The sequence below is a fragment of the Janthinobacterium sp. SUN206 genome, assembly GCF_030587305.1.
Classification (GTDB): Bacteria; Pseudomonadota; Gammaproteobacteria; order Burkholderiales; family Burkholderiaceae_D; genus Janthinobacterium; species Janthinobacterium kumbetense.
Window position 1 is genome coordinate 449,134 of sequence record NZ_JAPWIB010000003.1, and the last position, 23,862, is coordinate 472,995.

18 protein-coding genes are annotated in these 23,862 nt (G+C 59.4%); 12 read left to right on the top strand and 6 right to left on the bottom strand.

From position 1 onward, the window contains the following. The first annotated feature begins 6 nt into the window (after window positions 1-6). The 8 genes from secE to rpoC all read left to right on the top strand — a co-directional run bounded on the left by secE (window position 7) and on the right by rpoC (window position 12,248). A complete protein-coding gene (secE, locus tag O3300_RS19010; protein WP_010394308.1) occupies window positions 7-390 on the top strand; it encodes a preprotein translocase subunit SecE in 384 nt (127 codons plus the stop codon). Further along, on the top strand, window positions 390-1,016 hold the full coding sequence (gene nusG / locus O3300_RS19015; protein WP_077398778.1) for a transcription termination/antitermination protein NusG: 627 nt from the start codon (window positions 390-392) through the stop codon (window positions 1,014-1,016). Before secE ends, nusG begins: the two co-directional genes overlap by 1 nt. Window positions 1,017-1,131: 115 nt before the next feature. Then, window positions 1,132-1,566, top strand: a complete 435-nt coding sequence (rplK, locus tag O3300_RS19020) for a 50S ribosomal protein L11 (RefSeq protein WP_034753131.1) — start codon at window positions 1,132-1,134, stop codon at window positions 1,564-1,566. Then, entirely contained in the window at window positions 1,566-2,261 is a 696-nt protein-coding gene (rplA, locus tag O3300_RS19025) for a 50S ribosomal protein L1 (protein ID WP_034753134.1), read from the top strand. The genes rplK and rplA overlap by 1 nt, the downstream gene beginning before the upstream one ends. A 320-nt stretch (window positions 2,262-2,581) precedes the next feature. Further along, a complete protein-coding gene (gene rplJ, locus O3300_RS19030) occupies window positions 2,582-3,121 on the top strand; it encodes a 50S ribosomal protein L10 (RefSeq protein WP_034753621.1) in 540 nt (179 codons plus the stop codon). A 65-nt stretch (window positions 3,122-3,186) separates the two neighbouring features. Then, entirely contained in the window at window positions 3,187-3,558 is a 372-nt protein-coding gene (gene rplL / locus O3300_RS19035) for a 50S ribosomal protein L7/L12 (RefSeq protein ID WP_070223390.1), read from the top strand. A gap of 232 nt (window positions 3,559-3,790) precedes the next feature. Further along, entirely contained in the window at window positions 3,791-7,897 is a 4,107-nt protein-coding gene (rpoB, locus tag O3300_RS19040) for a DNA-directed RNA polymerase subunit beta (protein WP_077398780.1), read from the top strand. Between the two features lie 109 nt (window positions 7,898-8,006). Then, complete coding sequence (rpoC, locus tag O3300_RS19045) at window positions 8,007-12,248, top strand: DNA-directed RNA polymerase subunit beta' (RefSeq protein WP_034753138.1); 4,242 nt, start codon at window positions 8,007-8,009, stop codon at window positions 12,246-12,248. A gap of 67 nt (window positions 12,249-12,315) precedes the next feature. Here rpoC and O3300_RS19050 read toward each other — a convergent pair whose 3' ends face one another. Then, window positions 12,316-13,761: an FAD-dependent monooxygenase gene (locus O3300_RS19050; RefSeq protein ID WP_305053814.1), complete on the bottom strand. Its 1,446-nt coding sequence runs from the start codon at window positions 13,759-13,761 to the stop codon at window positions 12,316-12,318. 80 nt (window positions 13,762-13,841) lie between these two features. Between O3300_RS19050 and O3300_RS19055 the strand changes: the two genes are divergently transcribed. From O3300_RS19055 to O3300_RS19065, 3 genes are all read left to right on the top strand, one after another. Further along, complete coding sequence (locus O3300_RS19055; protein ID WP_289899545.1) at window positions 13,842-14,492, top strand: TetR/AcrR family transcriptional regulator C-terminal domain-containing protein; 651 nt, start codon at window positions 13,842-13,844, stop codon at window positions 14,490-14,492. Window positions 14,493-14,597: 105 nt separating this feature from the next. Then, a complete protein-coding gene (locus tag O3300_RS19060) occupies window positions 14,598-15,398 on the top strand; it encodes an ArsR family transcriptional regulator (protein ID WP_305053815.1) in 801 nt (266 codons plus the stop codon). A gap of 76 nt (window positions 15,399-15,474) precedes the next feature. Next, window positions 15,475-16,314 (top strand): HDOD domain-containing protein, encoded by an 840-nt coding sequence (locus tag O3300_RS19065; protein WP_099668278.1) that lies wholly within the window; start codon window positions 15,475-15,477, stop codon window positions 16,312-16,314. A gap of 73 nt (window positions 16,315-16,387) precedes the next feature. Here O3300_RS19065 and O3300_RS19070 read toward each other — a convergent pair whose 3' ends face one another. The 4 genes from O3300_RS19070 to O3300_RS19085 form a co-directional block, all read right to left on the bottom strand. Next, window positions 16,388-18,199 carry a DUF885 family protein gene (locus tag O3300_RS19070; protein WP_305053816.1) on the bottom strand — a complete coding sequence of 604 codons (1,812 nt, stop codon included), beginning with the start codon at window positions 18,197-18,199 and terminating at the stop codon, window positions 16,388-16,390. Between the two features lie 260 nt (window positions 18,200-18,459). Then, window positions 18,460-19,557 carry a M48 family metallopeptidase gene (locus tag O3300_RS19075; protein WP_305053817.1) on the bottom strand — a complete coding sequence of 366 codons (1,098 nt, stop codon included), beginning with the start codon at window positions 19,555-19,557 and terminating at the stop codon, window positions 18,460-18,462. Continuing rightward, window positions 19,554-20,720 (bottom strand): HPP family protein, encoded by a 1,167-nt coding sequence (locus O3300_RS19080; protein WP_305053818.1) that lies wholly within the window; start codon window positions 20,718-20,720, stop codon window positions 19,554-19,556. Before O3300_RS19080 ends, O3300_RS19075 begins: the two co-directional genes overlap by 4 nt. Before the next feature lie 79 nt (window positions 20,721-20,799). Then, a complete protein-coding gene (locus O3300_RS19085) occupies window positions 20,800-21,021 on the bottom strand; it encodes a DUF3349 domain-containing protein (RefSeq protein WP_251349418.1) in 222 nt (73 codons plus the stop codon). Between the two features lie 148 nt (window positions 21,022-21,169). On the opposite strand from O3300_RS19085, the gene O3300_RS19090 reads away from it, so the two are divergent. Next, window positions 21,170-21,682 (top strand): co-chaperone YbbN, encoded by a 513-nt coding sequence (locus O3300_RS19090; protein WP_218965289.1) that lies wholly within the window; start codon window positions 21,170-21,172, stop codon window positions 21,680-21,682. A gap of 16 nt (window positions 21,683-21,698) precedes the next feature. On the opposite strand, the gene O3300_RS19095 is transcribed toward O3300_RS19090, so the two are convergent. Next, on the bottom strand, window positions 21,699-23,699 hold the full coding sequence (locus tag O3300_RS19095; RefSeq protein WP_305053819.1) for a methyl-accepting chemotaxis protein: 2,001 nt from the start codon (window positions 23,697-23,699) through the stop codon (window positions 21,699-21,701). Between the last annotated feature and the right edge of the window lie 163 nt (window positions 23,700-23,862).

Consider the following 23,862-nt stretch of genomic DNA (forward strand, 5'->3'; position numbering starts at 1 on the left):
AGAAAAATGTCAAATCAATCCGTGCAAACCGTTAGCACGTCGAGTGACAAGATAAAAGTCGCGCTGGCAATAGTGGCTGCGATTGCAGGAGTAGTCGGGTTTTATTACCTGGCAGGCCAACCAGCTCTGGTGCGTGCAAGCGCGCTTGTGGCTGGTTTGGTTATTGCTGTTGCGCTCTTGTATGTCTCGACGACCGGCCGTGAATTTCTCAATTTCGCCAAAGAAGCTGTGCGCGAAACCAAGAAAGTCGTTTGGCCTACCCGCAAAGAAGCCACGCAGATTACTGCGATCGTGTTTGCCTTTGTGCTGGTCATGGCGATTTTCCTGTGGGGCACGGATAAATTGCTCGAGTTTTTGTTGTATGACGTAATTCTGGGTTGGAAAAAATAATGAGCGAAAATGTGCATGATGAAGCGGCGAACGAGTCCGTTCCGGGCGACGCTCCGGTAGCGGACACTGGTGCAGCGCTGAGCGTGCCAGTGAGCAGCAAGCGCTGGTATGTCGTGCATGCTTATTCCGGCATGGAAAAAAGCGTCATGCGCGCACTGACCGAGCGCATCGAGCGCGCGGGCATGCAAGACCAGTTCGGCCAGATCCTGGTGCCGATCGAAGAAGTTGTCGAAGTCAAGAATGGTGTCAAGTCCGTCACCGAACGTCGTTTCTATCCTGGCTATGTGCTGGTTGAAATGGAAATGACGGACGAAAGTTGGCACTTGGTCAAGAACACTAGCAAGGTTACCGGTTTTATTGGTGGCAAGTCGAACAAGCCGACGCCGATCTCCGCGCGCGAAATCGACGGCATCATGAAGCAGATGCAGGAAGGTGTTGAAAAGCCCCGTCCGAAAACCTTGTACGAAGTGGGCGAGCAAGTACGCATCAAGGATGGTCCGTTTACCGACTTCAACGGCAATGTCGAAGAAGTCAATTACGAGAAATCCAAAGTGCGCGTCTCGGTCACCATTTTCGGTCGCGCTACTCCGGTAGAGCTCGAATTCGGCCAAGTCGAAAAAGTCTAAGTATTATCAAGCGCCACCAGGAGCGTCGCGGCAGTCTCAGCGAAATCCGGTCAGAGGAGCCCCGCCAGGGTAGGATCGGCGGGGCGCTACTACTCAATCCAAGATAGGAGCCATCATGGCAAAGAAAATCATTGGTTTTATCAAGCTGCAAGTGCCAGCTGGTAAAGCAAACCCATCCCCACCAATCGGTCCAGCTCTGGGTCAACGTGGTCTGAACATCATGGAATTCTGCAAGGCCTTCAATGCACAGACCCAAGGTCTGGAGCCAGGCATGCCGATTCCAGTCGTGATCACCGCATTTGCGGACAAGTCCTTCACGTTCGTGATGAAGACGCCTCCAGCAACCTACCTGATCAAAAAAGCTGCTGCGATCACCAAAGGTTCGCCGAAGCCACATACCGACAAAGTCGGTACGCTGACCCGCGCACAAGCTGAAGAAATCGCTAAATTGAAAACCCCTGATCTGACCGCTGCCGACATGGATGCTGCTGTACGCACCATCGCTGGTTCCGCTCGTTCGATTGGTATCACGGTGGAAGGTGTTGTATAATGGCTAAGTTATCCAAACGTATCAAGGCTTTGAAAGCCAAAGTCGACCGTACCAAAGTGTACGCTTTCGACAACGCTGTCGCTCTGATCAAAGAGTGCGCAACGGCCAAGTTCAATGAATCGATCGACGTATCGGTACAACTGGGCGTCGATCCTAAGAAATCCGACCAAGTGGTGCGCGGCTCCGTCGTGCTGCCAGCTGGTACCGGCAAAACCGTACGCGTGGCAGTATTCGCGTCGGGCGAAAAAGCTGAAGCTGCTAAAGCAGCTGGCGCCGACATCGTTGGTATGGAAGACCTGGCTGAGCAGATCAAAGCCGGCGACATGCCTTTCGATATCGTTATCGCTTCGCCAGATACCATGCGTATCGTTGGTACCCTGGGTCAGATCCTGGGCCCACGCGGCATGATGCCTAACCCGAAAGTTGGCACTGTTACTCCTGACGTCGCTACCGCCGTGAAAAACGCGAAAGCCGGTCAAGTTCAGTACCGTACCGACAAATCCGGTATCATCCACGCTACCATCGGCCGTAAATCCTTCGCTGACGCAGATCTGAAGTCGAATCTGGTCGCACTGATCGACGCACTGAACAAAGCCAAGCCAGCATCGAGCAAAGGCGTGTACCTGCGCAAAGTTTCGCTGTCGTCGACCATGGGCGCTGGCGTCCGTGTTGACCAGGCTAGCCTGGCAGCTTAAGTAACAGAATCAAGTCCTGTAGCGCCTTCGGGCGCTGCGGGCGCATCTTTGGGCTGTCTGCCCGGTGTTCGCACCGGGCAGGCAGACAATCAAAGACCGTTGGGCCGACTGCGATCGCACATGCAGAAGGTTAATAGGCTTGCCGGCAACGGCGAGTGCCCAACGCAGATGGTGTACCCGAACAAGTTTTGTAGTCCTCATGCTGCGTGAATCCATCCGCTCAGTTTAGTACTTCTTGACTTCGGACGCCGTGTTCGAACCGATGCAAGGCGCTCAACCACTCGGTTGTGATTGCCGAACATCATTTAAGGAGGTTGACCGTGAGTCTCAATCTGAATGACAAAAAGGCCGTCGTCGCCGAAGTTTCCGCACAAGTAGCAAATGCGCAAACGATCGTCGTGGCCGAATATCGTGGCATCCAGGTTGGTCACTTGACGCAACTGCGTGCTAAAGCGCGTGCCCAAGGCGTGTACCTGCGTGTGTTGAAAAACACTCTGGCTCGTCGCTCCGTTGAAGGTACCGCATTCGCCAGCCTGGCAGATGCCATGACCGGCCCGTTGATCTACTCGATCTCGGCCGATGCCGTTGCAGCAGCTAAAGTCATCGCTGACTTCGCTAAAACCAACGACAAACTGGTCATCAAAGCAGGTAACTACGCAGGCAAGCCGCTGGATACAGCTGCTGTCACCGCGTTGGCGAGCATTCCTAGCCGTGAAGTTCTCATTTCGCAGTTGTTGGGCGTTATGCTGGCTCCGGTTTCGGGCTTTGCACGTGGTCTGGCTGCCCTGGCAGCGAAAAAAGGCGAAGGCGCCGAAGCTCCTGCAGAAGCAGCAGCAGAAGAAGCCCCAGCAGCCGCTTAATTGCGCGCGCTTTTTTCTCAGTACCAATCTGATGTAACTAACGTAATAAATTTAGGAGTTTCAAAATGGCAATTAGCAAAGACGATATCCTGGAAGCAGTTAGCGCCATGTCCGTAATGGACCTGAACGACCTGGTTAAAGCATTCGAAGAAAAATTCGGCGTGTCCGCAGCAGCGATGGCTTCGGCCGGTCCTGCAGCAGGCCCAGCAGCAGCTGCTGAAGAGCAAACCGAGTTCAACGTTGTTCTGGACACCTTCGGCGCAAACAAAGTTGGCGTCATTAAAGCAGTTCGCGAAATCACCGGCCTGGGCTTGAAAGAAGCTAAAGACCTGGTCGATGGCGCACCAAAAACTGTGAAAGAAGCAGTGTCGAAAGCTGATGCTGAAGCAGCAGTTAAGAAACTGGTAGAAGCCGGCGCAACCGCTTCGATGAAGTAATATCTGTACCGGCGTCAGTTAGCGCCCGAGTCAAAGTCTGAGGTTTCCCCTCGCAAGGGGGGAAATCCGACTTTGGCTCCTTTGTCGTCTGTATCGTATTTGTAGCAGCAGTTTTGTTCGATTCAAGCCGGAAAGCAGAGCCTTGAGGTTTCGTCTGTGTCACACGCAGCGGTGCAAACGAACACTTGCAAAACCTGAATTTTCTATCCTTTCTGTCACTCACGGAGTGTCCATGCACTACTCATTTACTGAGAAGAAACGCATTCGCAAATCATTCGCGAAGCGCGCCAACGTTCACCACGTTCCGTTCCTGCTGGCGACCCAGCTCGAGTCTTATCATAGTTTCTTGCAAGAGGACATAGCACCGTCCGGCCGCAAGAATGATGGCCTGCAGTCGGCTTTCACTTCGATTTTCCCTATCGTTTCGCACAATGGTTTTGCGCGTCTCGAATTCTTGTCGTACGTTCTGGGCGATCCTGCCTTTGACGTCAAAGAATGTCAACAACGTGGCCTGACGTTCGCGTCGCCGCTGCGCGCGAAAGTGCGCCTGGTGATCCTGGACAAGGAATCGCCAACCAAGCCTGTCGTCAAGGAAATGAAAGAACAGGAAGTCTACATGGGCGAATTGCCGCTCATGACGACCACCGGTTCGTTCGTCATCAACGGCACGGAGCGGGTTATCGTTTCCCAGCTGCACCGTTCGCCTGGCGTGTTCTTCGAGCACGACCGCGGCAAGACCCACTCGTCGGGCAAGCTGCTGTTCTCCGCGCGTATCATTCCTTACCGCGGTTCGTGGCTGGACTTCGAGTTCGACCCGAAAGACATCCTGTTCTTCCGCGTCGACCGCCGCCGCAAGATGCCAGTGACGATCCTGCTCAAAGCCATCGGCATGTCGCACGAGCAAATCCTGGCGAACTTCTTCGTCTTCGATAATTTCAACCTGCGCTCCGAAGGCGCGGAAATGGAATTCGTCTCCGAACGTCTGCGCGGCGAAGTGGCGCGCTTTGACATCGTCGACAAGTCGGGCAAGACCCTGGTGCTGAAAGACAAGCGTATCAACGCGAAACACGTGCGTGATATCGAAGCTGCCGGCATCAAGCACATTTCCGTACCGGAAGACTACCTGCTGGGCCGCGTATTGGCGAAGAATATCGTCGATGGCGACACCGGCGAAGTCGTCGCGTCCGCGAACGATGAGCTGACGGAAGACTTGCTGGGTCGCTTGCGCGATGCCAACATTTCCGAAATCCAGACCTTGTACACCAACGACCTGGATCAGGGCGCCTACATCTCGCAAACCCTGCGTATCGACGACACCGCCGACCAGATGGCTGCGAAAGTGGCGATCTACCGCATGATGCGTCCAGGCGAACCGCCAACGGAAGATTCCGTTGAAGCGCTGTTCAATGGCCTGTTCTACAACTCGGACCGCTACGACCTGTCGGCCGTGGGCCGCATGAAGTTCAACCGCCGCATTGGCCGCGATGAACTGACGGGCGCCATGACCCTGTCGAACGAAGACGTGCTGGCCGTGATCAAGATCCTGGTGGAACTGCGCAATGGCCGCGGCGAAGTCGACGATATCGATCACCTGGGTAACCGTCGCGTACGTTGCGTGGGCGAACTGGCCGAGAATCAATTCCGCGCCGGCCTGGTGCGTGTTGAGCGCGCCGTCAAGGAACGCCTCGGCCAAGCCGAAGCGGACAACCTGATGCCGCACGACCTGATCAACTCGAAGCCGATTTCGGCCGCGATTCGCGAGTTCTTCGGTTCGTCCCAGCTGTCGCAGTTCATGGACCAAACCAATCCTCTGTCGGAAATTACCCACAAGCGCCGCGTATCGGCTCTGGGACCCGGCGGTCTGACACGCGAACGCGCCGGCTTTGAAGTGCGCGACGTGCATCCGACCCACTACGGCCGCGTCTGCCCGATCGAGACACCGGAAGGTCCGAACATTGGTCTGATCAACTCGCTGGCTCTGTATGCCCGCCTGAATGAATACGGCTTCCTGGAAACCCCGTACCGCAAGGTCGAAGGCTCCAAGATTACCGATCAGATCGACTACCTGTCCGCCATCGAAGAAGGCCGCTACATCATCGCTCAGGCGAATGCGACCATCAACGACGAAGGCATGCTGTCCGATGAACTGGTCTCGGCCCGTGAAGCCGGCGAAACCATCCTGGTCTCTCCAGAGCGCATCCAGTACATGGACGTGGCGCCAGGCCAGATCGTTTCCGTCGCTGCCTCGCTGATTCCGTTCCTCGAACACGATGATGCGAACCGTGCATTGATGGGCGCCAACATGCAACGCCAGGCCGTGCCTTGCTTGCGTCCGGAAAAAGCGCTGGTCGGTACTGGTATCGAACGCACCGTTGCGGTCGACTCGGGCACGACCGTGCAAGCGCTGCGTGGCGGTATCGTCGATTACATCGATGCGGGCCGTGTCGTGATTCGCGTGAACGATGACGAAGCTACCGCTGGTGAAGTGGGCGTCGACATCTACAACCTGATCAAGTACACCCGTTCGAACCAGAACACCAACATCAACCAGCGTCCTATCGTGCAAGTGGGCGACCGTGTTGCCAAGCGCGACGTGATCGCCGACGGCGCATCGACCGACTTGGGTGAATTGGCGCTGGGCCAGAACATGACCGTGGCCTTCATGCCATGGAATGGTCTGAACTTCGAAGATTCGATCCTGATCTCGGAAAACGTCGTCAAGGACGACCGCTACACCTCGATTCACATCGAAGAGTTGTCGGTTGTTGCCCGTGACACGAAACTGGGCGCGGAAGAAATTACGCGCGACATCTCGAACCTGGCTGAAAATCAGCTGGCACGTCTGGATGAGTCCGGTATCGTCTACATCGGCGCGGAAGTACAAGCCGGCGATACCCTGGTTGGTAAAGTGACGCCAAAAGGCGAAACCCAGCTGACCCCGGAAGAGAAGCTGCTGCGCGCGATTTTCGGCGAAAAAGCGTCGGACGTGAAAGATACCTCGCTGCGCGTGCCTTCGGGCATGATCGGTACCGTGATCGACGTGCAAGTCTTCACCCGTGAAGGCATCGTGCGCGACAAGCGTGCCCAGCAAATTATCGATGACGAACTGAAACGCTTCCGTCTGGATTTGAACGACCAGATGCGTATCGTTGAAGGCGATGCCTTCCAGCGTCTGGAAAAAATGCTGATCGGCAAAGTTGTCAACGGCGGCCCGAAAAAGCTGGCCAAAGGCGCCAAGATCACCAAGGAATACCTGGCCGATCTGGACAAATACCACTGGTTCGACATCCGCCCTGCGGACGACGATGCAGCAGTAGCGCTGGAAGCGATCAAGGAATCGATCAATGAGAAGCGTCACCAGTTCGATCTGGCCTTCGAAGAGAAGCGCAAGAAACTGACGCAAGGCGATGAGCTGCAACCAGGCGTGCAAAAAATGGTCAAGGTGTACCTGGCCGTGAAACGCCGCCTGCAGTCGGGCGACAAGATGGCAGGTCGCCACGGTAACAAGGGTGTGGTTTCCCGTATTGTTCCTGTGGAAGATATGCCATACATGGCCGACGGCACGCCAGCCGACGTTGTGCTGAACCCGCTGGGCGTTCCTTCGCGGATGAACGTTGGTCAGATTCTCGAGACTCACTTGGGCTGGGCTGCCAAGGGTCTGGGTATCCGCATCGGCGAAATGCTGAAGGCGCAAACCAAGGTCGAGCAAGTGCGCAAGTACCTGACGACGATCTACAACGACAACGGCCGTGCCGAAGAGTTGAACGACTTCGACGACGAAGAGATCATGAAGCTGGCGGAAAACCTGAAAAAAGGTGTTCCATTCGCCACGCCAGTGTTCGACGGCGCCAATGAAGAAGAGATCCGCCGCATGCTGGACCTGGCGTATCCGGACGACATCGCCAAGAACCTGGGCATGACCGCTTCGAAAAACCAGGTGACCATGTATGACGGTCGCACCGGTGAAGCGTTCGAGCGCAAGGTTACTGTCGGCGTCATGCACATGCTGAAACTGCATCACTTGGTTGATGACAAGATGCATGCGCGTTCGACCGGTCCTTACTCGCTGGTGACGCAACAGCCACTGGGCGGTAAAGCCCAGTTCGGTGGCCAGCGTTTCGGTGAGATGGAAGTCTGGGCACTGGAAGCGTATGGCGCGTCGTATGTCTTGCAAGAGATGTTGACCGTCAAGTCCGATGACGTGAATGGCCGTACCAAAGTGTACGAGAACCTCGTCAAGGGCGACCACGTGATCGACGCCGGCATGCCGGAATCGTTCAACGTGCTGGTCAAGGAAATCCGTTCGCTGGGTATCGATATCGACCTCGAACGCAACTAAAAGACAGCCACCTGTCATTTGGTTTGGGAAACACAAAGCCCGGCTGGGAAACCACGCCGGGCAATGTAGTCTCAGGAATATAGAAATTTAATCACCTCTGGAGTGATACATGAAAGCACTGCTCGATCTATTCAAGCAAGTACAGACCAACGAGACCTTCGATGCAATCAAGATCGGTCTCGCTTCGCCTGAGAAAATCCGTTCGTGGTCCTACGGCGAAGTCAAGAAGCCGGAAACCATCAACTACCGTACCTTCAAGCCTGAGCGCGACGGCCTGTTCTGCGCCAAGATCTTTGGCCCGATCAAGGATTACGAATGCCTGTGCGGCAAGTACAAGCGCCTGAAACACCGCGGCGTGATCTGCGAAAAGTGCGGCGTCGAAGTCACCCTGGCCAAGGTGCGCCGCGAGCGCATGGGCCACATCGAGCTGGCCTCGCCTACCGCGCACATCTGGTTCCTGAAGTCGCTGCCGTCGCGTCTGGGCATGGTCCTGGACATGACCCTGCGGGACATCGAACGCGTGCTGTACTTTGAAGCATACGTCGTGACCGATCCAGGCATGACCCCGCTGAAAAAATGCCAGATCATGTCGGAAGACGACTACGCCGCCAAGTACGAAGAGTACGGCGACGACTTCACCGCCTTCATGGGCGCCGAAGGTATCCGTGAACTGCTGCGCTCGATCGACATCCACCGCGATGCCGAAACCCTGCGCGTGGAACTGAAGGAATCGAAATCCGAAGCCAAGATCAAGAAATACGCGAAGCGCCTGAAAGTGCTGGAAGCGTTCCAACGTTCGGGCATCAAGCCTGACTGGATGATCATGGAAGTGCTGCCAGTGCTGCCGCCGGAACTGCGTCCGCTGGTACCGCTGGATGGCGGCCGTTTCGCGACCTCGGATCTGAACGATCTGTATCGCCGCGTCATCAACCGTAACAACCGTCTGAAACGCCTGATGGAGCTGCGCGCTCCAGAGATCATCACGCGCAACGAAAAGCGCATGCTGCAAGAAGCGGTCGATTCGCTGCTGGACAACGGCCGTCGCGGCAAAGCGATGACCGGCGCCAACAAGCGTCCGCTGAAATCGCTGGCAGAGATGATCAAGGGCAAGGGCGGCCGTTTCCGTCAAAACTTGCTGGGCAAACGCGTCGATTACTCCGGTCGTTCGGTCATCGTCGTGGGCCCGCAATTGAAACTGCATCAGTGCGGCTTGCCGAAACTGATGGCGCTGGAACTGTTCAAGCCATTCATTTTCAATAAACTGGAACTGATGGGCCTGGCGACTACGATCAAGGCTGCGAAAAAGCTGGTCGAGATTCAAGAGCCGGTCGTGTGGGACATCCTGGAAGACGTGATCCGTGAACATCCGATCATGTTGAACCGCGCACCTACCTTGCATCGTCTGGGTATCCAGGCGTTCGAGCCAGTCCTGATTGAAGGCAAGGCCATCCAGCTGCATCCGCTCGTCTGCGCCGCATTCAACGCCGACTTTGACGGTGACCAAATGGCGGTCCACGTTCCTCTGTCGATCGAAGCGCAGATGGAAGCACGCACTTTGATGCTGGCATCGAACAACATCCTGTTCCCATCGAACGGCGAACCATCGATCGTTCCTTCCCAGGATATCGTGCTGGGTCTGTACTACGCGACCCGCGAAGCGATCAATGCGAAGAACGAAGGGATGATGTTCCCTGACGTATCGGAAGTGATCCGCGCCTACGACAACAAGGAAGTCGAACTGACGACCCGCGTTACCGTGCGTATTACCGAATACCCGAAAAACGCCGAAACGGGCGAATTCGAGAAAACGGTTACCCGCTACGAAACGACGATCGGCCGTGCGATCCTGTCGGAAATTCTGCCTAAAGGCTTGCCGTTCTCCGTCCTGAACCGCGCGCTGAAAAAGAAAGAAATTTCCAAGCTGATCAACACGTCGTTCCGCAAGTGCGGCCTGCGCGCCACCGTGGTGTTCGCAGACAAACTGATGCAATCGGGTTTCCGCCTGGCGACACGCGCCGGTATCTCGATCTGCGTCGACGACATGCTGGTACCGCCTCAAAAAGTTACCCTGATCGCGACGGCCGAATCGGAAGTCAAGCAGATCGAACAGCAATACGCCTCGGGTCTCGTGACCGCCGGCGAGCGTTACAACAAGGTAGTCGATATCTGGGGCAAGACCTCGGATGAAGTCGGCAAGGCCATGATGGACCAGCTCAAAGTCGAAGACGTGATCCGCCGCGACGGCACCAAGTCGACGCAAGAATCGTTCAACGCCATTTACATGATGGCCGACTCCGGCGCGCGCGGTTCCGCAGCCCAGATTCGCCAGTTGGCCGGTATGCGTGGTCTGATGGCCAAACCGGATGGCTCGATTATCGAAACGCCGATTACCGCGAACTTCCGCGAAGGTCTGAACGTTTTGCAGTACTTCATTTCGACCCACGGTGCGCGTAAAGGTCTGGCCGATACGGCGTTGAAGACGGCTAACTCCGGTTACCTGACGCGTCGTCTGGTTGACGTGACGCAAGACTTGGTGGTGATCGAGGACGATTGCGGCACCATGAACGGCGCCGTCATGAAGGCACTGGTCGAAGGTGGTGAAGTCATCGAACCGTTGCGTGACCGTATCCTCGGCCGCGTGGTGGTGCATGACGTCGTCAATCCTGAAACCCAGGAAACGCTGTACGAAGCCGGCACCTTGATGGACGAAGACATGGTCGAAGAGATCGAACGTCTGTCCATCGATGAAGTCAAGGTTCGCACGCCACTGACTTGCGACACGCGCTTCGGCCTGTGCGCCAAATGCTATGGCCGCGACCTGGGCCGCGGCATGCTGGTCAACGCCGGCGAAGCCGTCGGTGTGGTGGCAGCGCAGTCGATTGGTGAGCCGGGTACCCAGCTGACCATGCGTACGTTCCACATTGGTGGTGCGGCATCGCGTGCAGCAGTGGCATCGTCGGTGGAAGCCAAGTCGAACGGTACCATCCGCTTCACGGCAACCATGCGTTACGTGACGAACGGCAAGGGCGCGCAAATCGTCATTTCCCGTTCCGGCGAAGTGCTGATTACCGACGACCATGGCCGTGAGCGTGAGCGTCATAAAGTACCGTACGGCGCGACCCTGATCGTCAAGGACGGCATGGTCATCAAGGCCGGTACGGCCCTGGCAACGTGGGATCCGCTGACCCGTCCGATCATTACCGAATACGCCGGTCAAGTGCGTTTCGAGAACGTCGAAGAAGGCGTCACCGTAGCCCGTCAGGTCGACGAAGTGACCGGTCTGTCCACCCTGGTGGCGATCGATGCGAAACGTCGCGGTTCGTTGACGAAAACGTTGCGTCCGCAAGTCAAGCTGATCAACGACGCGAACGAAGAAGTCAAGATCGCCGGCACCGAACACTCGGTGGCGATCGGCTTCCAGGTCGGCGCACTGATCATGGTCAAGGACGGTCAACAGGTATCGGTGGGTGAAGTGCTGGCACGTATTCCTACCGAATCGCAAAAAACGCGCGATATTACCGGTGGTCTGCCACGTGTTGCGGAACTGTTCGAAGCGCGCTCGCCGAAAGATGCCGGTATGCTGGCGGAAGTCACGGGTACGGTTGCGTTCGGTAAAGAAACCAAGGGCAAGCAGCGTCTGGAAATCACGGACATGGACGGCAACAAGCATGAGTTCTTGATTACCAAGGACAAACAAGTGCTGGTGCATGACGGCCAAGTCGTGAATAAGGGCGAGATGATCGTGGACGGCCCGGCCGATCCGCAAGACATCCTGCGCCTGCTGGGTATCGAAGCGCTGGCACGTTACATCGTTGACGAAGTGCAAGACGTGTACCGTCTGCAAGGCGTGAAGATCAATGACAAGCACATCGAAGTGATCGTGCGTCAGATGCTGCGCCGCGTTCAGATCGTCAATGCCGGCGACACCAACTACATCGTTGGCGAGCAGGTAGAGCGTTCGGAACTGTTGGACGAGAACGATCGCATGGCCGTTGAGAACAAGATTCCAGCGACCTACGAAAACGTCTTGTTGGGTATTACCAAGGCATCGCTGTCGACCGATTCGTTCATCTCGGCCGCATCGTTCCAGGAAACCACCCGCGTGCTGACCGAAGCGGCGATCATGGGCAAGCGCGATGGTCTGCGCGGCCTGAAAGAGAACGTCATCGTCGGCCGTCTGATTCCTGGCGGTACGGGTCTGGCCTTCCACCGCGCACGCAAAGAGAAAGAAGCGTGGGAAGTGGAAGAGCGTCAAGCGCTGCTGCTGGCCGAGAAAGCCTCGATGGCTGGCGAAGCTGCCGAAGCGCTGCAGGACATCGAAACCCAGCAACACCACGGCGACGAAGCGTAATCTGCGCTGCTAGCTGACAAGAACGGCACCTTCGGGTGCCGTTTTTTTTCGTCTTGAGATAAGTCAATCAGACCGCGTGGTCCGCATAGCCATCGGGCCGGATCATCAGGCTTTTGATGCCGGCCAGTGGCTGGCAGCCGGGTTTGATGGTCAGCGAGGTGAGCCAGGCCGCATCGAAACGATACGGTTGTACTGCGTGCGCGGCATTGCCAACGACCAACTGCAGCCATTTTCCCGCGTGCAACAGTTCATGGATGCCCACGGCCGTGCCGTCGGCTAGGCGCAGCAACCAGTCGGGCACGCGTCTGCCGATCCAGTCTGCGCTGCCGGCGCTCGCGTCAGAGCCCAGCGAGATGGGATAGCGCACGCCAAAGCCGGACAACTCGCTGGCCAGCGCGCGGTTGACGTCCGGTTGCGCCAGCATGTCGCTGATGGTGGCGCGCAGGGCCAGGGTGCGCGCGTCAAAACGCGTCAGCATGGCCGTTTGCGCGAGGGTATTGTGCTGCAACGACACGCCAACGGGATGGCGCTCCGCATGGTAGCTGTCGAGCAGGCTGTCCGGCGCATAGCCCTTGAGTACGCCGGCTAGCTTCCAGCCCAGGTTCATCGCGTCCTGCATTCCCACGTTCATGCCCTGGCCGCCTGCCGGCATGTGGATGTGGGCGGCATCGCCGGCCAGGAAGACGCGTCCCTGGCGATAGCGCCGGGCCAACCGTGTTTCGTCGTTGAAGCGCGACAGCCAGCTGGCGTCATGCAGGCCGAAATCGTGGTCCGCGATGGCCGTGCTGGCCTGCGACAACTCCTCCACGGTGGCCGCTTCCGCCGCCGCAGCCTGGGGACGGCGCGCACTCAGGGTGATGACGCGGTGGCGGCCTTGCCCCAGCGGCACGATCATCAGGCTACCCGCTGCGTTCGTCAGGGACAGCATGGGTGACGCGGGTGGATGGCGCAGCCGCACATCTCCCATGAGCATGCTGCACGTGGCCGCCACGCCGTCGAAGGCGATGCCCGCCTGCTGGCGCACGAGGCTGCGAGCGCCATCGGTGCCGATCAGGTAACGGGCACGCAGGCAGAATGGAGCGCCGTCGTGCGTGCCGGCCACCGTGACGCCATCGTCATCCTGCTGTGTCTGTTCCACGAGCGCGCCGCGAACAATTGCCACGCCGTCTTCCAGCAATTGCTCTTCCAGCAGGCGTTCCGTCGTGTTTTGCGGCAGGAACAAGGTGTAGGGATGGGGCGTGTCGAAGCCGGAAAAATCGAGCCGGGTATCGAGGCCCGCATAGTGGCCGCTGGACAAGGGCGTGCCCAGCGCAACAAAGCGCTGGTCCAGGCCCCGCAAGCCCAGCATTTCCAGGGTGCGGCCATGGATGGTCAGCGCACGCGAATGCGCGCTGCGCTGCGGCCGCCGTTCCAGGATGGCCACGCGGATGCCGGCCAGGCGCAATTCGCAGGCCAGGGTCAGGCCGACGGGGCCGGCGCCGACGATGATGACTTCGATATCGCTATTGTGCATGTCGCTCTCAATCTAACGTTGTTAGTCTGTGTAAAATGGTAAACTAACGACGTTAGAGTTTCAAGGGAAATGACAGGAAAATGAAAATTCAACGCGAAGCCGTGGTGGCCAGGGCGCTCGAGCTGCTGGACGAAGTGGGTATCGAAGGCTTGACCATGCGTCGCCTGGCCGACGCGATGGGCATCAAGGCCGCTTCGCTGTACTGGCATTTTGCGAACAAGCAGGCTTTGCTTGATGGCATGGCCGACGTGCTGATCGAAGACGTGGCAAGGAACGTCGATGCGGATGCGGGCTGGGAAGCGCAGTTGCGCCAGGTGGCGGCGCAACTGCGCGCGGCGTTATCGGCCCGCCGCGATGGCGTGCGCGTCTTTGGCGGTACCTATGTGATATCGGAAAACGTGTTTCGCGTCGCCGAAGCGTTAATCGGCCCGATGCGTGCAGCCGGGGCATCGGAGAAACTGGCCAGCTGGAGCGCATTTACGCTGCTCTATTATGTGCTCGGTTTTGTCATGGAAGCGCAAGGCACGGGACCGGGAAGCGCCGCGATGTATGCATTATCGAACCGGCGTGCCGCTTTCGCCGCCATGGCGGCCGACCATTATCCGCACGTGCTCGCATCCATGGATGCCATCTTTAATGCGGAAATCGACGACCGTTTTAATGCGGGTCTCGATTTGATTATGATCGGCTTGCGGGAAAAAATTAAAACGAATCAAGGTATATATAATTGATCTGTCCGGCATCCATATATTTTGATGGCCAGGCATATTCAATCATCTTTCTCTTTTTTCGCGCATTGTACTGTTGCCTTGTTCGCTTTGCAGTGAGCGCTCACATTGATTTTCCTCCTCGGCGCCGTTACGGGGCGTGCCGTGGCGTGTCCGGCGATGCCGAGTACCCGCCAGCACGGCCGCCACTGGTCGCGGCCGGCATATATGTTGCGCAAATCCCCGTCGATAGCGGGCCACGCCAATTATCAGTTTATTCATGCTAAGATTTGGCGCATGATTGCCCAAGCCCTGTTTACTCCCGCCCAGCAGAAACTGCTGGGATTGCTGTTTGTCCGCGTGAATGAAGGCTTTCACTTGAACGAGATCATGCGCCTGACCGGCCTTGGCAGCGCGTCGGCGCAACGGGAGCTGCGCCGCTTGCATGAGTCCGGCCTGATCACGTCGGAGCGGATCGGCAATGTGCGGCGCTTCTGGCCCAACAAGGAAAGCCTCGTGTATCCGGAATTGAGCGGACTGGTGCAGAAAACTTTTGGCATCGTTGGCGTCCTCAGCATGACGCTGGCGCCCTTGCGTGCCCAGTTGCACCTGGCATTCGTGTCGGGTGCCACGGCGAAGGGACAGGACATGCCTGGCAGCGCCATCGATTTGCTGCTGGTGGGCGAAGAAGCCAATTATGGCGATCTGTTGACGGGATTGGCGCCGGCCGAGCGAACCTTGAGGCGTAAAATCAATCCCAACTTATATACGCTGGCCGATTATCGCCGGCGTCTGCGTGAAGGCCAGCCATTTCTGCTGCAGGTATTACAGCAGCCGAAGTTGTTTGTCATCGGCGATGAATCACAATTGCATGCGCTGGCATTGCCAGATTCTTCCATGCAGGCGAATGACACGCCATCTGTATTCTAAAGGCCGGGCCTGGCATTCAATTTCTGACATATGAAATTTTTGGCTGGAAAAATATCTGAGGCGGATTGATCGTATGATGAATAAACTACAGGCTTTCGGTTTAATTGTTTCCCAGGCAGTGCGGGGAGAATTAACGTTTCCCACGAGTGTGAATTCCGCATTGCAATTGCAATTGGCCCTGGCTGAACCGGACTGCCATATCGATCATGCGATCAAGCTGGTTCTGGGCGAACCCTTGCTGGCGGCGCGCACGGTCGCGCTGGCCAATTCGGCCGTGTACAGCCGCGGCGATGCGGCGCCCGTGACCAGCGTGCGCGCCGCCGTGATGCGCATGGGTTACCGCAATCTGTACGCGCTGGTGGCGGCCATGGTGGTGCGCCAGTTTGGCAGCAAGATCATCGACCCCGTCCTGCGCCAGAAGGCGACCCAGCTGTGGGAGCACACGGCCCACGTGGCGGCGCTGGCGCATGTGCTGGCCCGCCGCGTGACGCACGTCGATGCCGACACGGCGCTGTTCGCCGGTATCGTGCATGAGGTGGGAGGCTTTTATTTGCTGTCGCGTGCCGATGAGTTCCCCGGCTTGCTCGACGACGATACGGATCACTGGATGGAGTCCGCCGAAGAGATCATTTCCCGCGAAGTCATGAAGAAGCTGCTGATCCCGCTGGCCGTGAGCGAAGCCATCGAAGGCTTGCGCGATGGCTTGCTATCCATCCCGCCCGACTCCCTGCTCGATACCTTGTTGTTGGCCAAGCAACTGTCACCCGTGCCGTCGCCCTTGCAGCTGACGTACGTGGAAATGCTCACGCCCTCCGATTCCGTCATAGATTTCATTATCGACAACGAGACCCTGCAAAGCATCCTGGCCGAATCGGCCGAGGAAGTACACTCGATGAGCGCCGCGCTGCTGGTGTAGCTGGAAACGCCGGCGGCGAAAAAAAACGGCAGCGCCATCGAGGTGCTGCCGTTTTGTTTTCAGGCGCTGCCGCTTACTTCTGCTGCGCGATCCAACGGTCGACCTTGGCTTCCAGCAGCTTCAGGGGCAGGGTGCCGTCGCCGAGTACCACTTCGTGAAACTTCGGCAGGCTGAACTTGTCGCCCAGCGCGTGCTGCGCGCGCTGGCGCAGTTCGACGATTTTCAGCGAACCGATCTTGTAGCCCAGCGCCTGGCCCGGCCACGCCATGTAGCGTTCCGTTTCGCTTTTCGCCACGGCGTCATAGCCGAGGGTGTCGCGCATGTACTTGATCGTCTGCTCGCGCGTCCAGCCCTTGGTGTGCAAGCCCGTGTCGACCACCAGGCGCACGGCGCGCAGCATCTCGTCGTTCAAGTGGCCGAAATACTGGGCCGGATCCTCGAACAGGCCCATTTCCTTGCCCAGGGTTTCCGCATACAGGGCCCAGCCTTCCGTGAAGGCATTGTTGCCGCCGAAACGGCGGAAGTTCGGCAAGTCCATCTCTTGCACCAGCGCCAGGTGGAAATGGTGGCCTGGCTTGCCTTCGTGCAGGAACAGGGTGGTCATGCCCGTGTCGCCATACAGTTTCGGATCCGTGACGACGGACCAGAACACGCCCGGGCGCGAACCGTCGGCGGCCGGCGCCGTGTAGTGGTCGGCGGCCGTGTCGCGGCTCAGTTCGGGTTCCAGGCGCAAGTCCAGCGGCGCCTTCGGCACCAGGGTGAACAGGGCTGGCAATTTGCTGTCCAGCAGCACGTTCAGCTTGCGGTAGACGTCGAGCACTTCCTGCTCCGTCTTGAACGGGCGGTATTTCGCCTGTTCCGACACCCACACGGGCAAGCCGGCCGCAGGGCCGTTGTAGCCCATCTTCGGGCCCACGATCGCGTATTGTTCCTGGATGCGCGCCACTTCCTTCAAGCCGATGGCGTGGATTTGCTCCGGCTTCAAATCCGTGGTGGTGCTGCTGGCCACGCGCGCCTGGTACCAGCTGGCGCCATCGGGCAGGGCGCTCCAGCCGCTGCTCGTGCGGCCGGCCGGCAGGTAATCGCGTTCCATGAAGGTGGACAGGCGCTGCAGCGCAGGCATCAGCTTGGCCTCGATGATGACGGTGTAGGTTTGCGTCAGGCGCGCCTTGTCCGCGTCGGAAAAGCTGGCCGGCAAGTTCTTGATGGGCGTGTAATAGACGCTCTCCTGCGGCGTGGCGCTGACGAGTTTCTTGAATTGCGGCAATGCCGATTCCGTCAGCGCCTTCGGCAGCACGATGCTTTTTTGCATGCCGACCCGCATATTGGCGATGGCCTGGTCTATCCAGCCCGGCAACTGGCCAATACGGCTCAGGTAAGCGTCATACTCCTTGACCGTGGTCAAAGGCTGCGATGCCTCTCCGCCCGCATAATTGGCCAAGGTGACGGGCATGCTGTCCATCTGGTTCAGGGGCAATAGGTATTCGGGGAAGCGTTCGAAGCTCAGCGCCGTGGCCAGTTCATAGTCGAGGATATCGTAGTTGATCTGGTCCTGGTGCGACAGCTGCGCGCGGGCAATGCTGCGCAGGGTCTTCTGGTACTGGCGGTACAGGGCGAATTGTTTTGCGCGCGCGGCGGGCACGATGGCTGAACCGATCTGGTCGTCGAAACGGTTGTCGCCGCTCTCGGTGGCATTGATCGGCTCGAAACGGGCCAGCGCATCATAGTATTGGTCGGCCAGCACTTGCAGCTGCTGCTTCGCTTTGGGTGCGCTGACGGCCACGGTTTTGGCTGCGGGCTGGGCCGCTTGCGCCATGGGCGCATGGGCGAGCAACAGGGAGATGGCCAGGGTGCCGAGGGTGCCGGCGGCAAAACGATGCTTCATGCGCGAGATCCTTTGTAAGGAGGGAATGAACGGAGGCTTACAACGCCTAATAAAACCGTAGCGAGCGGAAGGAAGTTGTGGTCGAGAAGCGCAACTGTACGAAGGTACAGTGAGCATCGCAGACCGCAAATTACGACGCGCAGTAGGTTTTGATAGGCGTTCTTGGCGGGGTCGGGGTGGCCGTTCAAGATGGAACAGCCGGGGCGTAAGCATACGCCATTGCCCAGTGCGTTTGGACAAATTGTGCGGGAGAAATGTTGCTATTTGTCCGCTGACGCGACCAGGGCTTTCATCGCCTGCCAGTGCTGGCTGACCAAGGGGGCGCAGGCAGGGCAGGGCGTGGCAGCGATCAGGCTGCGGATCTGCTGCGCGCGTGCCGCCGTTTGCGGGTGTGAGGAAATCCATCCCGGTACGCTGGCCTTGTCCTTGTCGTCGAGCTTCTGGAAAAAGCGCAGCATGCCGTCCGGGCGGATTCGCGCGCGCTGCAAGGCCAGCAAACCCAGGCGATCCGCCTCTTCTTCCATGTCGCGGCTGAAATACAGGGTGCCGGCCTGGTGCGCCAGCATGGCGGCCACGGCGCTGATGTCGCCGATGGTCACGCCCATCAGGGCGCCCCAGCCCAGGCTGCTGATCATTTGTCGCAACGAATGGCGCTGCTCCACGTGCTGCACTTCATGCGCCAGCACGCCGGCCAGCTCGCCCGGATCCCCCGCCTGGCGCAGCAAGCCCGTATGCACGACGATGATGCCGCCCGGCATGGCAAACGCGTTGACCGTGTCGTCCTGCTTGACGAGCCAGCGGTACTGGTAGCGCGAACCGGTCGTCAGCTGGCGGCCGATTTCCTGCACTGTTTGCTGCGCCACGCCGCTCTCGCTGATGCTGCCTTGCGCGCGTACTTGCGCCAGGGCCAGTTCGCCCAGCTGCTTTTCCGTCGACAGGGGAATCAGCCCCGCCAGCGCGCCGACGGCATGGCCGCCTTGCCACCACAGCAGGGCCGTGGCGACGACGGCGGCGCCCGTCAAACCGAGCAGCCAGCCCGACACCTGCCGCCGGTTGCGCTGGCGCTCGCCCCACAAACGCTGCAGTTGCGGTTGCAGCGCCGCCGGCGCTTCGCGCAAGACGATGGCGATGTCCTCCGCGCCGAGCGGTTTCAGCGACGCTTGTCGTCCTTGTTCGTCGAGCCAGTTCAGGAACAGTTCCGGCCCGTCGACGCCGCCCACGCTGACGACCAGCTGCGCCACGTCGACACCATGGCCGGGCGCATCGATGGCGAGCTGGGTGCCAAAGAAATGTGCGCTGACAGGCGTGCCAGCCGGGCCGCCATCGGGACCGGTCAGCAGTGCCTGGAAGGGCGTCATGCGGCGGCCTCGGCAAAGCGGCTTTCGTACAGGGCCGCCATCAGGTCGGACTGGCTGATGATGCCGGCCAGGCGTTCATCCTCGTCGAGGATGGGAATATGGTGGTAGCCGGCGTCGGCCATCAGGGGCACGAGGTCGATGATGGGCGTGCCCAGGCGGGCCGTGTGCGGCGACGGCGTCATCAGCTGGCCCACCACTTCCGGCTTGTCGCCGTGGGACAGGCCGCTGCGCTGCAGCAAGCCGCGCAGGCGCTGGCGCATGCCTTGATAATCGTCGAGGCCGCCATGGCGCAGGAAATCCGTCTGCGTGATGATGCCGATGACGCGGCGCGCCCGGTTCAGCACGGGCAGGGCGCCCACCTGGTGCTCGCGCATGGTACGCCAGGCAACATCGAGCGGCGTGCCGAATTCCACGCTGAGCACATCCTTTGACATGATGTCGGCGCAGGTGACGACGCCGAAACGGCGCTGGTAGGCGCGCATTTCCGTTTGCAGGAAGATGGCTTGCAAATCGTCGCGGCTGATATCGAGCACTTCGCTGTGCTGGCGCAAGACGGCATCGAGGTCGTCCGGCGAAAAGCCCAGGCGGTTGCTGGGCACGTCATCCCGGGTGGCGTGCGGATGCGGTGCCACCAGTTGCTGGATGTGCGGGTAGCGACGCCCCGTCAGGTTGTTGTACAGCACGGCGCAAGCAACCAGCACGGCGGAATTGAACAGCACGGTGATGAAGACGAACTCAAAGCCGGCCGCATGCACGCTGGCGCCGCCGACCACGGTGGTGAGCGCCACGGCCCCGCCCGGCGGATGCAAACAGCGCAGGGCAAACATGGCGCCGATGGCCAGGCAGGCGGCCAGGGCCGCCACGCCTACGCTCGATCCCAGCCACTTCACGCAAGCCATGCCCACCAGGCCGGAGACGACGTTGCCGCCCACCACGGACCACGGTTGCGCCAGCGGGCTGGCCGGCAGGCAGAACAGCAGCACGGCAGAGGCGCCCATGGGCGCGATCAGGTAGACACTGGCGCTGTCGGGGGCCAGCAGGAAATGGCAGATGAGTCCAGTGAGCAACAGACCGCAGATGGCGCCCGCGCAGGCACGCGCTTGTTCGCGGCGGCTGCCGTTGTTTGGTTGCGGCAGCCAGCGTGCCAGGAAAGAAGTCGTCATGGGGAGGGCGCGTTCGGGCCGCGTTGCTCTGTGTGAGCCCGATATTATCCCATGCGTTCCATTTCGCTGCCTGCGGGCATTAATCCCCGGCGCAGACGGCGTGCAGGCCGTGCCGCGCCAGCAAGTTCCCGACGGCCGCGATGGCGGCCATCAGCTCGGCCAGGTTGCGGTCGGAAAAGTGTTCATACAACAGGTCCAGCACGGCGAAGTACGCCGAGTCTGGCATGCCGCCGGGATAGGCGCTGCACAGCATGCGCGCGGCGCCGGATAGCGTTGGGGGCAGGCTGTCTGGCATGTTCAAGTGGCTTATCCTTGGCGTGCTTATACGTTTTTCGCATAAGCACAGTGCAATTAAATGGTGGATATTTCCTACAGGTACGCATATTCTAGACAATCACGCCCGCTGGCAGCTGTTCAGCTGGCTTCACGATCTCTCTCAGGAGTCCCGCATGCGCGTTTCCCGTTTCGTTTCCCTTTTCTTTGCCAGCCTGCTGCTTTCCGGCACCGCCGTTGCCGCCGCCCCGACGCCGGCCAACCCCGTCGCCACGCCGCATTTGCCGTATAACGCGGCGGCCGATGCCAAGGCCGACGTGGCCCGCGCGCTGGCCGAGGCCAAGGCGGCGCACGTGCCAGTCCTGCTGATCTTTGGCGCCAACTGGTGCGAGGATTGCCGCGCGCTCGACAAGGCCTTGAAGGAAGGCAAGAATGCCGAGCTGATGCAACAGCAGTTCAAGGTCGTCAAGGTCGACGTGGGTAACTTCGACCATAACCTTGACGTGGCGCAAGCCTATGGCAATCCGCTCAAGAAAGGCATCCCCGCCGCCGTGCTCGTATCGAGCGACAACAACCAGGTGCTGTACGCCACCAAGGGCGGCGAACTGGCGAATGCCCGCCGCATGAGCGAGAGCGGCATTTATGATTTCTTCAAGCAAGCGGCGAGCGTGAAAGCGCCGGCGATTTAAGCGTTTTCCAACACCCTTAAAATTCTTCCCACGCATCGCTGGCCGGCGCTGTCGGGCGCGCTGCGGGTGCCGCTGCCTTGGCCAGTGCCGGGCGGGCAGGTTTTTGCAGCGCCGGCTTGCCGGCCGGCTGCTGCGCGGCATGCCCGGTTTCTTCCAGCTTGAAGACGCTGACCACCTGCGCCAGCCGTCCAGCCTGGTCTTGCAGGGACTGGGCCGCCGCCGCCGCTTCTTCCACCAGGGCCGCATTTTGCTGGGTGGCGTCATCCATCTGCGTGACCGTGGCATTGACTTGCGCGATACCCTGGCTTTGCTCCTGGCTGGCCGAAGCGATTTCTCCCATCAGGTCGGCGACTCTTTGCACGGAGACGACGATGTCCTGCATGGTGGCGCCGGCCGAGTCGACCAGCTTGCTGCCCGCGTCCACCTTGCTGCCCGAGTCGACGATCAAGTCCTTGATTTCCTTCGCTGCCTGGCTTGACCTCTGCGCCAGGTTGCGCACTTCCGTTGCCACCACGGCAAAGCCGCGGCCCTGTTCGCCCGCGCGCGCTGCCTCGACCGCTGCGTTCAGCGCGAGGATATTGGTTTGGAAAGCAATGCCGTCGATCACGCCGATAATATCTGCGATCTTGCGTGAACTCTCCGTAATTGCGCCCATCGTTTGCACGACTTGTCCGACCACTTCGCCGCCCTTGACGGCGTGGCTTGAAGCCGACACCACCAGCTGGTTGGCCTGACGCGCGTTATCCGCGTTCTGTTTCACGGTCGATGTCAGTTCTTCCATGGCCGCCGCCGTCTCTTCCAGGCTCGACGCCTGGGCTTCCGTACGCGCCGACAGGTCCAGATTGCCCGACGCGATCTGGCTCGATGCGCTGGCAATCGCCCCGGTACTGTCGCGAACTTCGCGTATCGTCACGTTCAGCGACGCGACGAAGCGGTTGAAGGCGGCGGCCAGGGCGCCGACCTCGTCTTCGGATTCGACGGGCATGCGGCGGCTCAGGTCGCCATTCCCGCTGGCGATCTCGCTGAGCATGTCGGCCGCGCGCGCGACGGGGGCGGCGATGGCGCGGCTGATGACATAAATGATGAGCAGGGCGATGCCGCCACCGACGAGGCCGGCGATCAGGGCGGCGATCAGGGCCGAACGCGTGACGTTGCCCAGCACTTCCGCTTCCGGCACCTCGGCCATCACATACAGATTCAATTCCGGCACGAAGGAGGCGGCGACGAACTGGCGTCCCGCCGGCGCGTCGTAGATGGCGTATGCGTACTTGTTGCCCGTCAGCAGGCTCTTGCTCAGGGTATCGCTAAAACCGGGCAAATCCTTGAGCAGATGCTTGCCGTCGGCCAGGGCCGTGTCGCGGTGCACCAGCAGCACGCCGTTGGCGCGCGCCAGGTAGACATGGCCCGTCTGGCCGATCTTGTAGCTGCGGATGGTGTCGGCCAATGCATTGATGGACAGGCCCAGGCCGGCCGCGATCTGCTTGCCGCCCGCCGTCTGGCCGCGCGCATTCAGGTACAGCATCAGGTCGCTGGAGTTTTCCGCCTTGTCGATGTCGAGCGTATAAGCCTTGTCGCCGGCCAGCAAGCCATAAAACCATTGGTCGGCCGCCTGGTTCTTGTCCAGGGTGCGCAGCAAGCCTTCCGTGGTGAAATATTTGCCCGTGCTGGCCGACGCCCAGTTGATCGAGGCGGCCTTGTTCTTTTCCTTGACGACGGTGGCGTAGCGCTGGAAGGTGGCGATACCGCTGTCGGGCAAGCCAGCGTCTTCCCAGTCTTGCAGGTAGACATCGTTGGCCATGGTTTGCACCACGGACAGGGGCTGGCTGATCTGGCGCAGCACATCGTTGCGGATCTCGCCCACCTGTGCCGGCAATTCCTGGCCGACGACGCGTTCGCGCACGTAATCGCTGCTCATGCGCACGCTGAGGAAGGACGAGATCGCCATGAAGAGCAGCAGGCACAAGCCCATGCTGAACAGGAGTTTTTTCTGGATGGAGAGACGGCGGAGCAGTGACATGGAAGACCTTGAATGATGGCCTGCACAATCGGCAGAAAAGCGGGCAGGCAAGCCTGCAGTATACCGGCCGGGCCGTGCGTTTCACGACACCATTGCTGCTTTCAGGCTATTTATGTTGCAATGCAGCAACGTAAGAGGCAGGCAATCATGCCGACTTTTCATG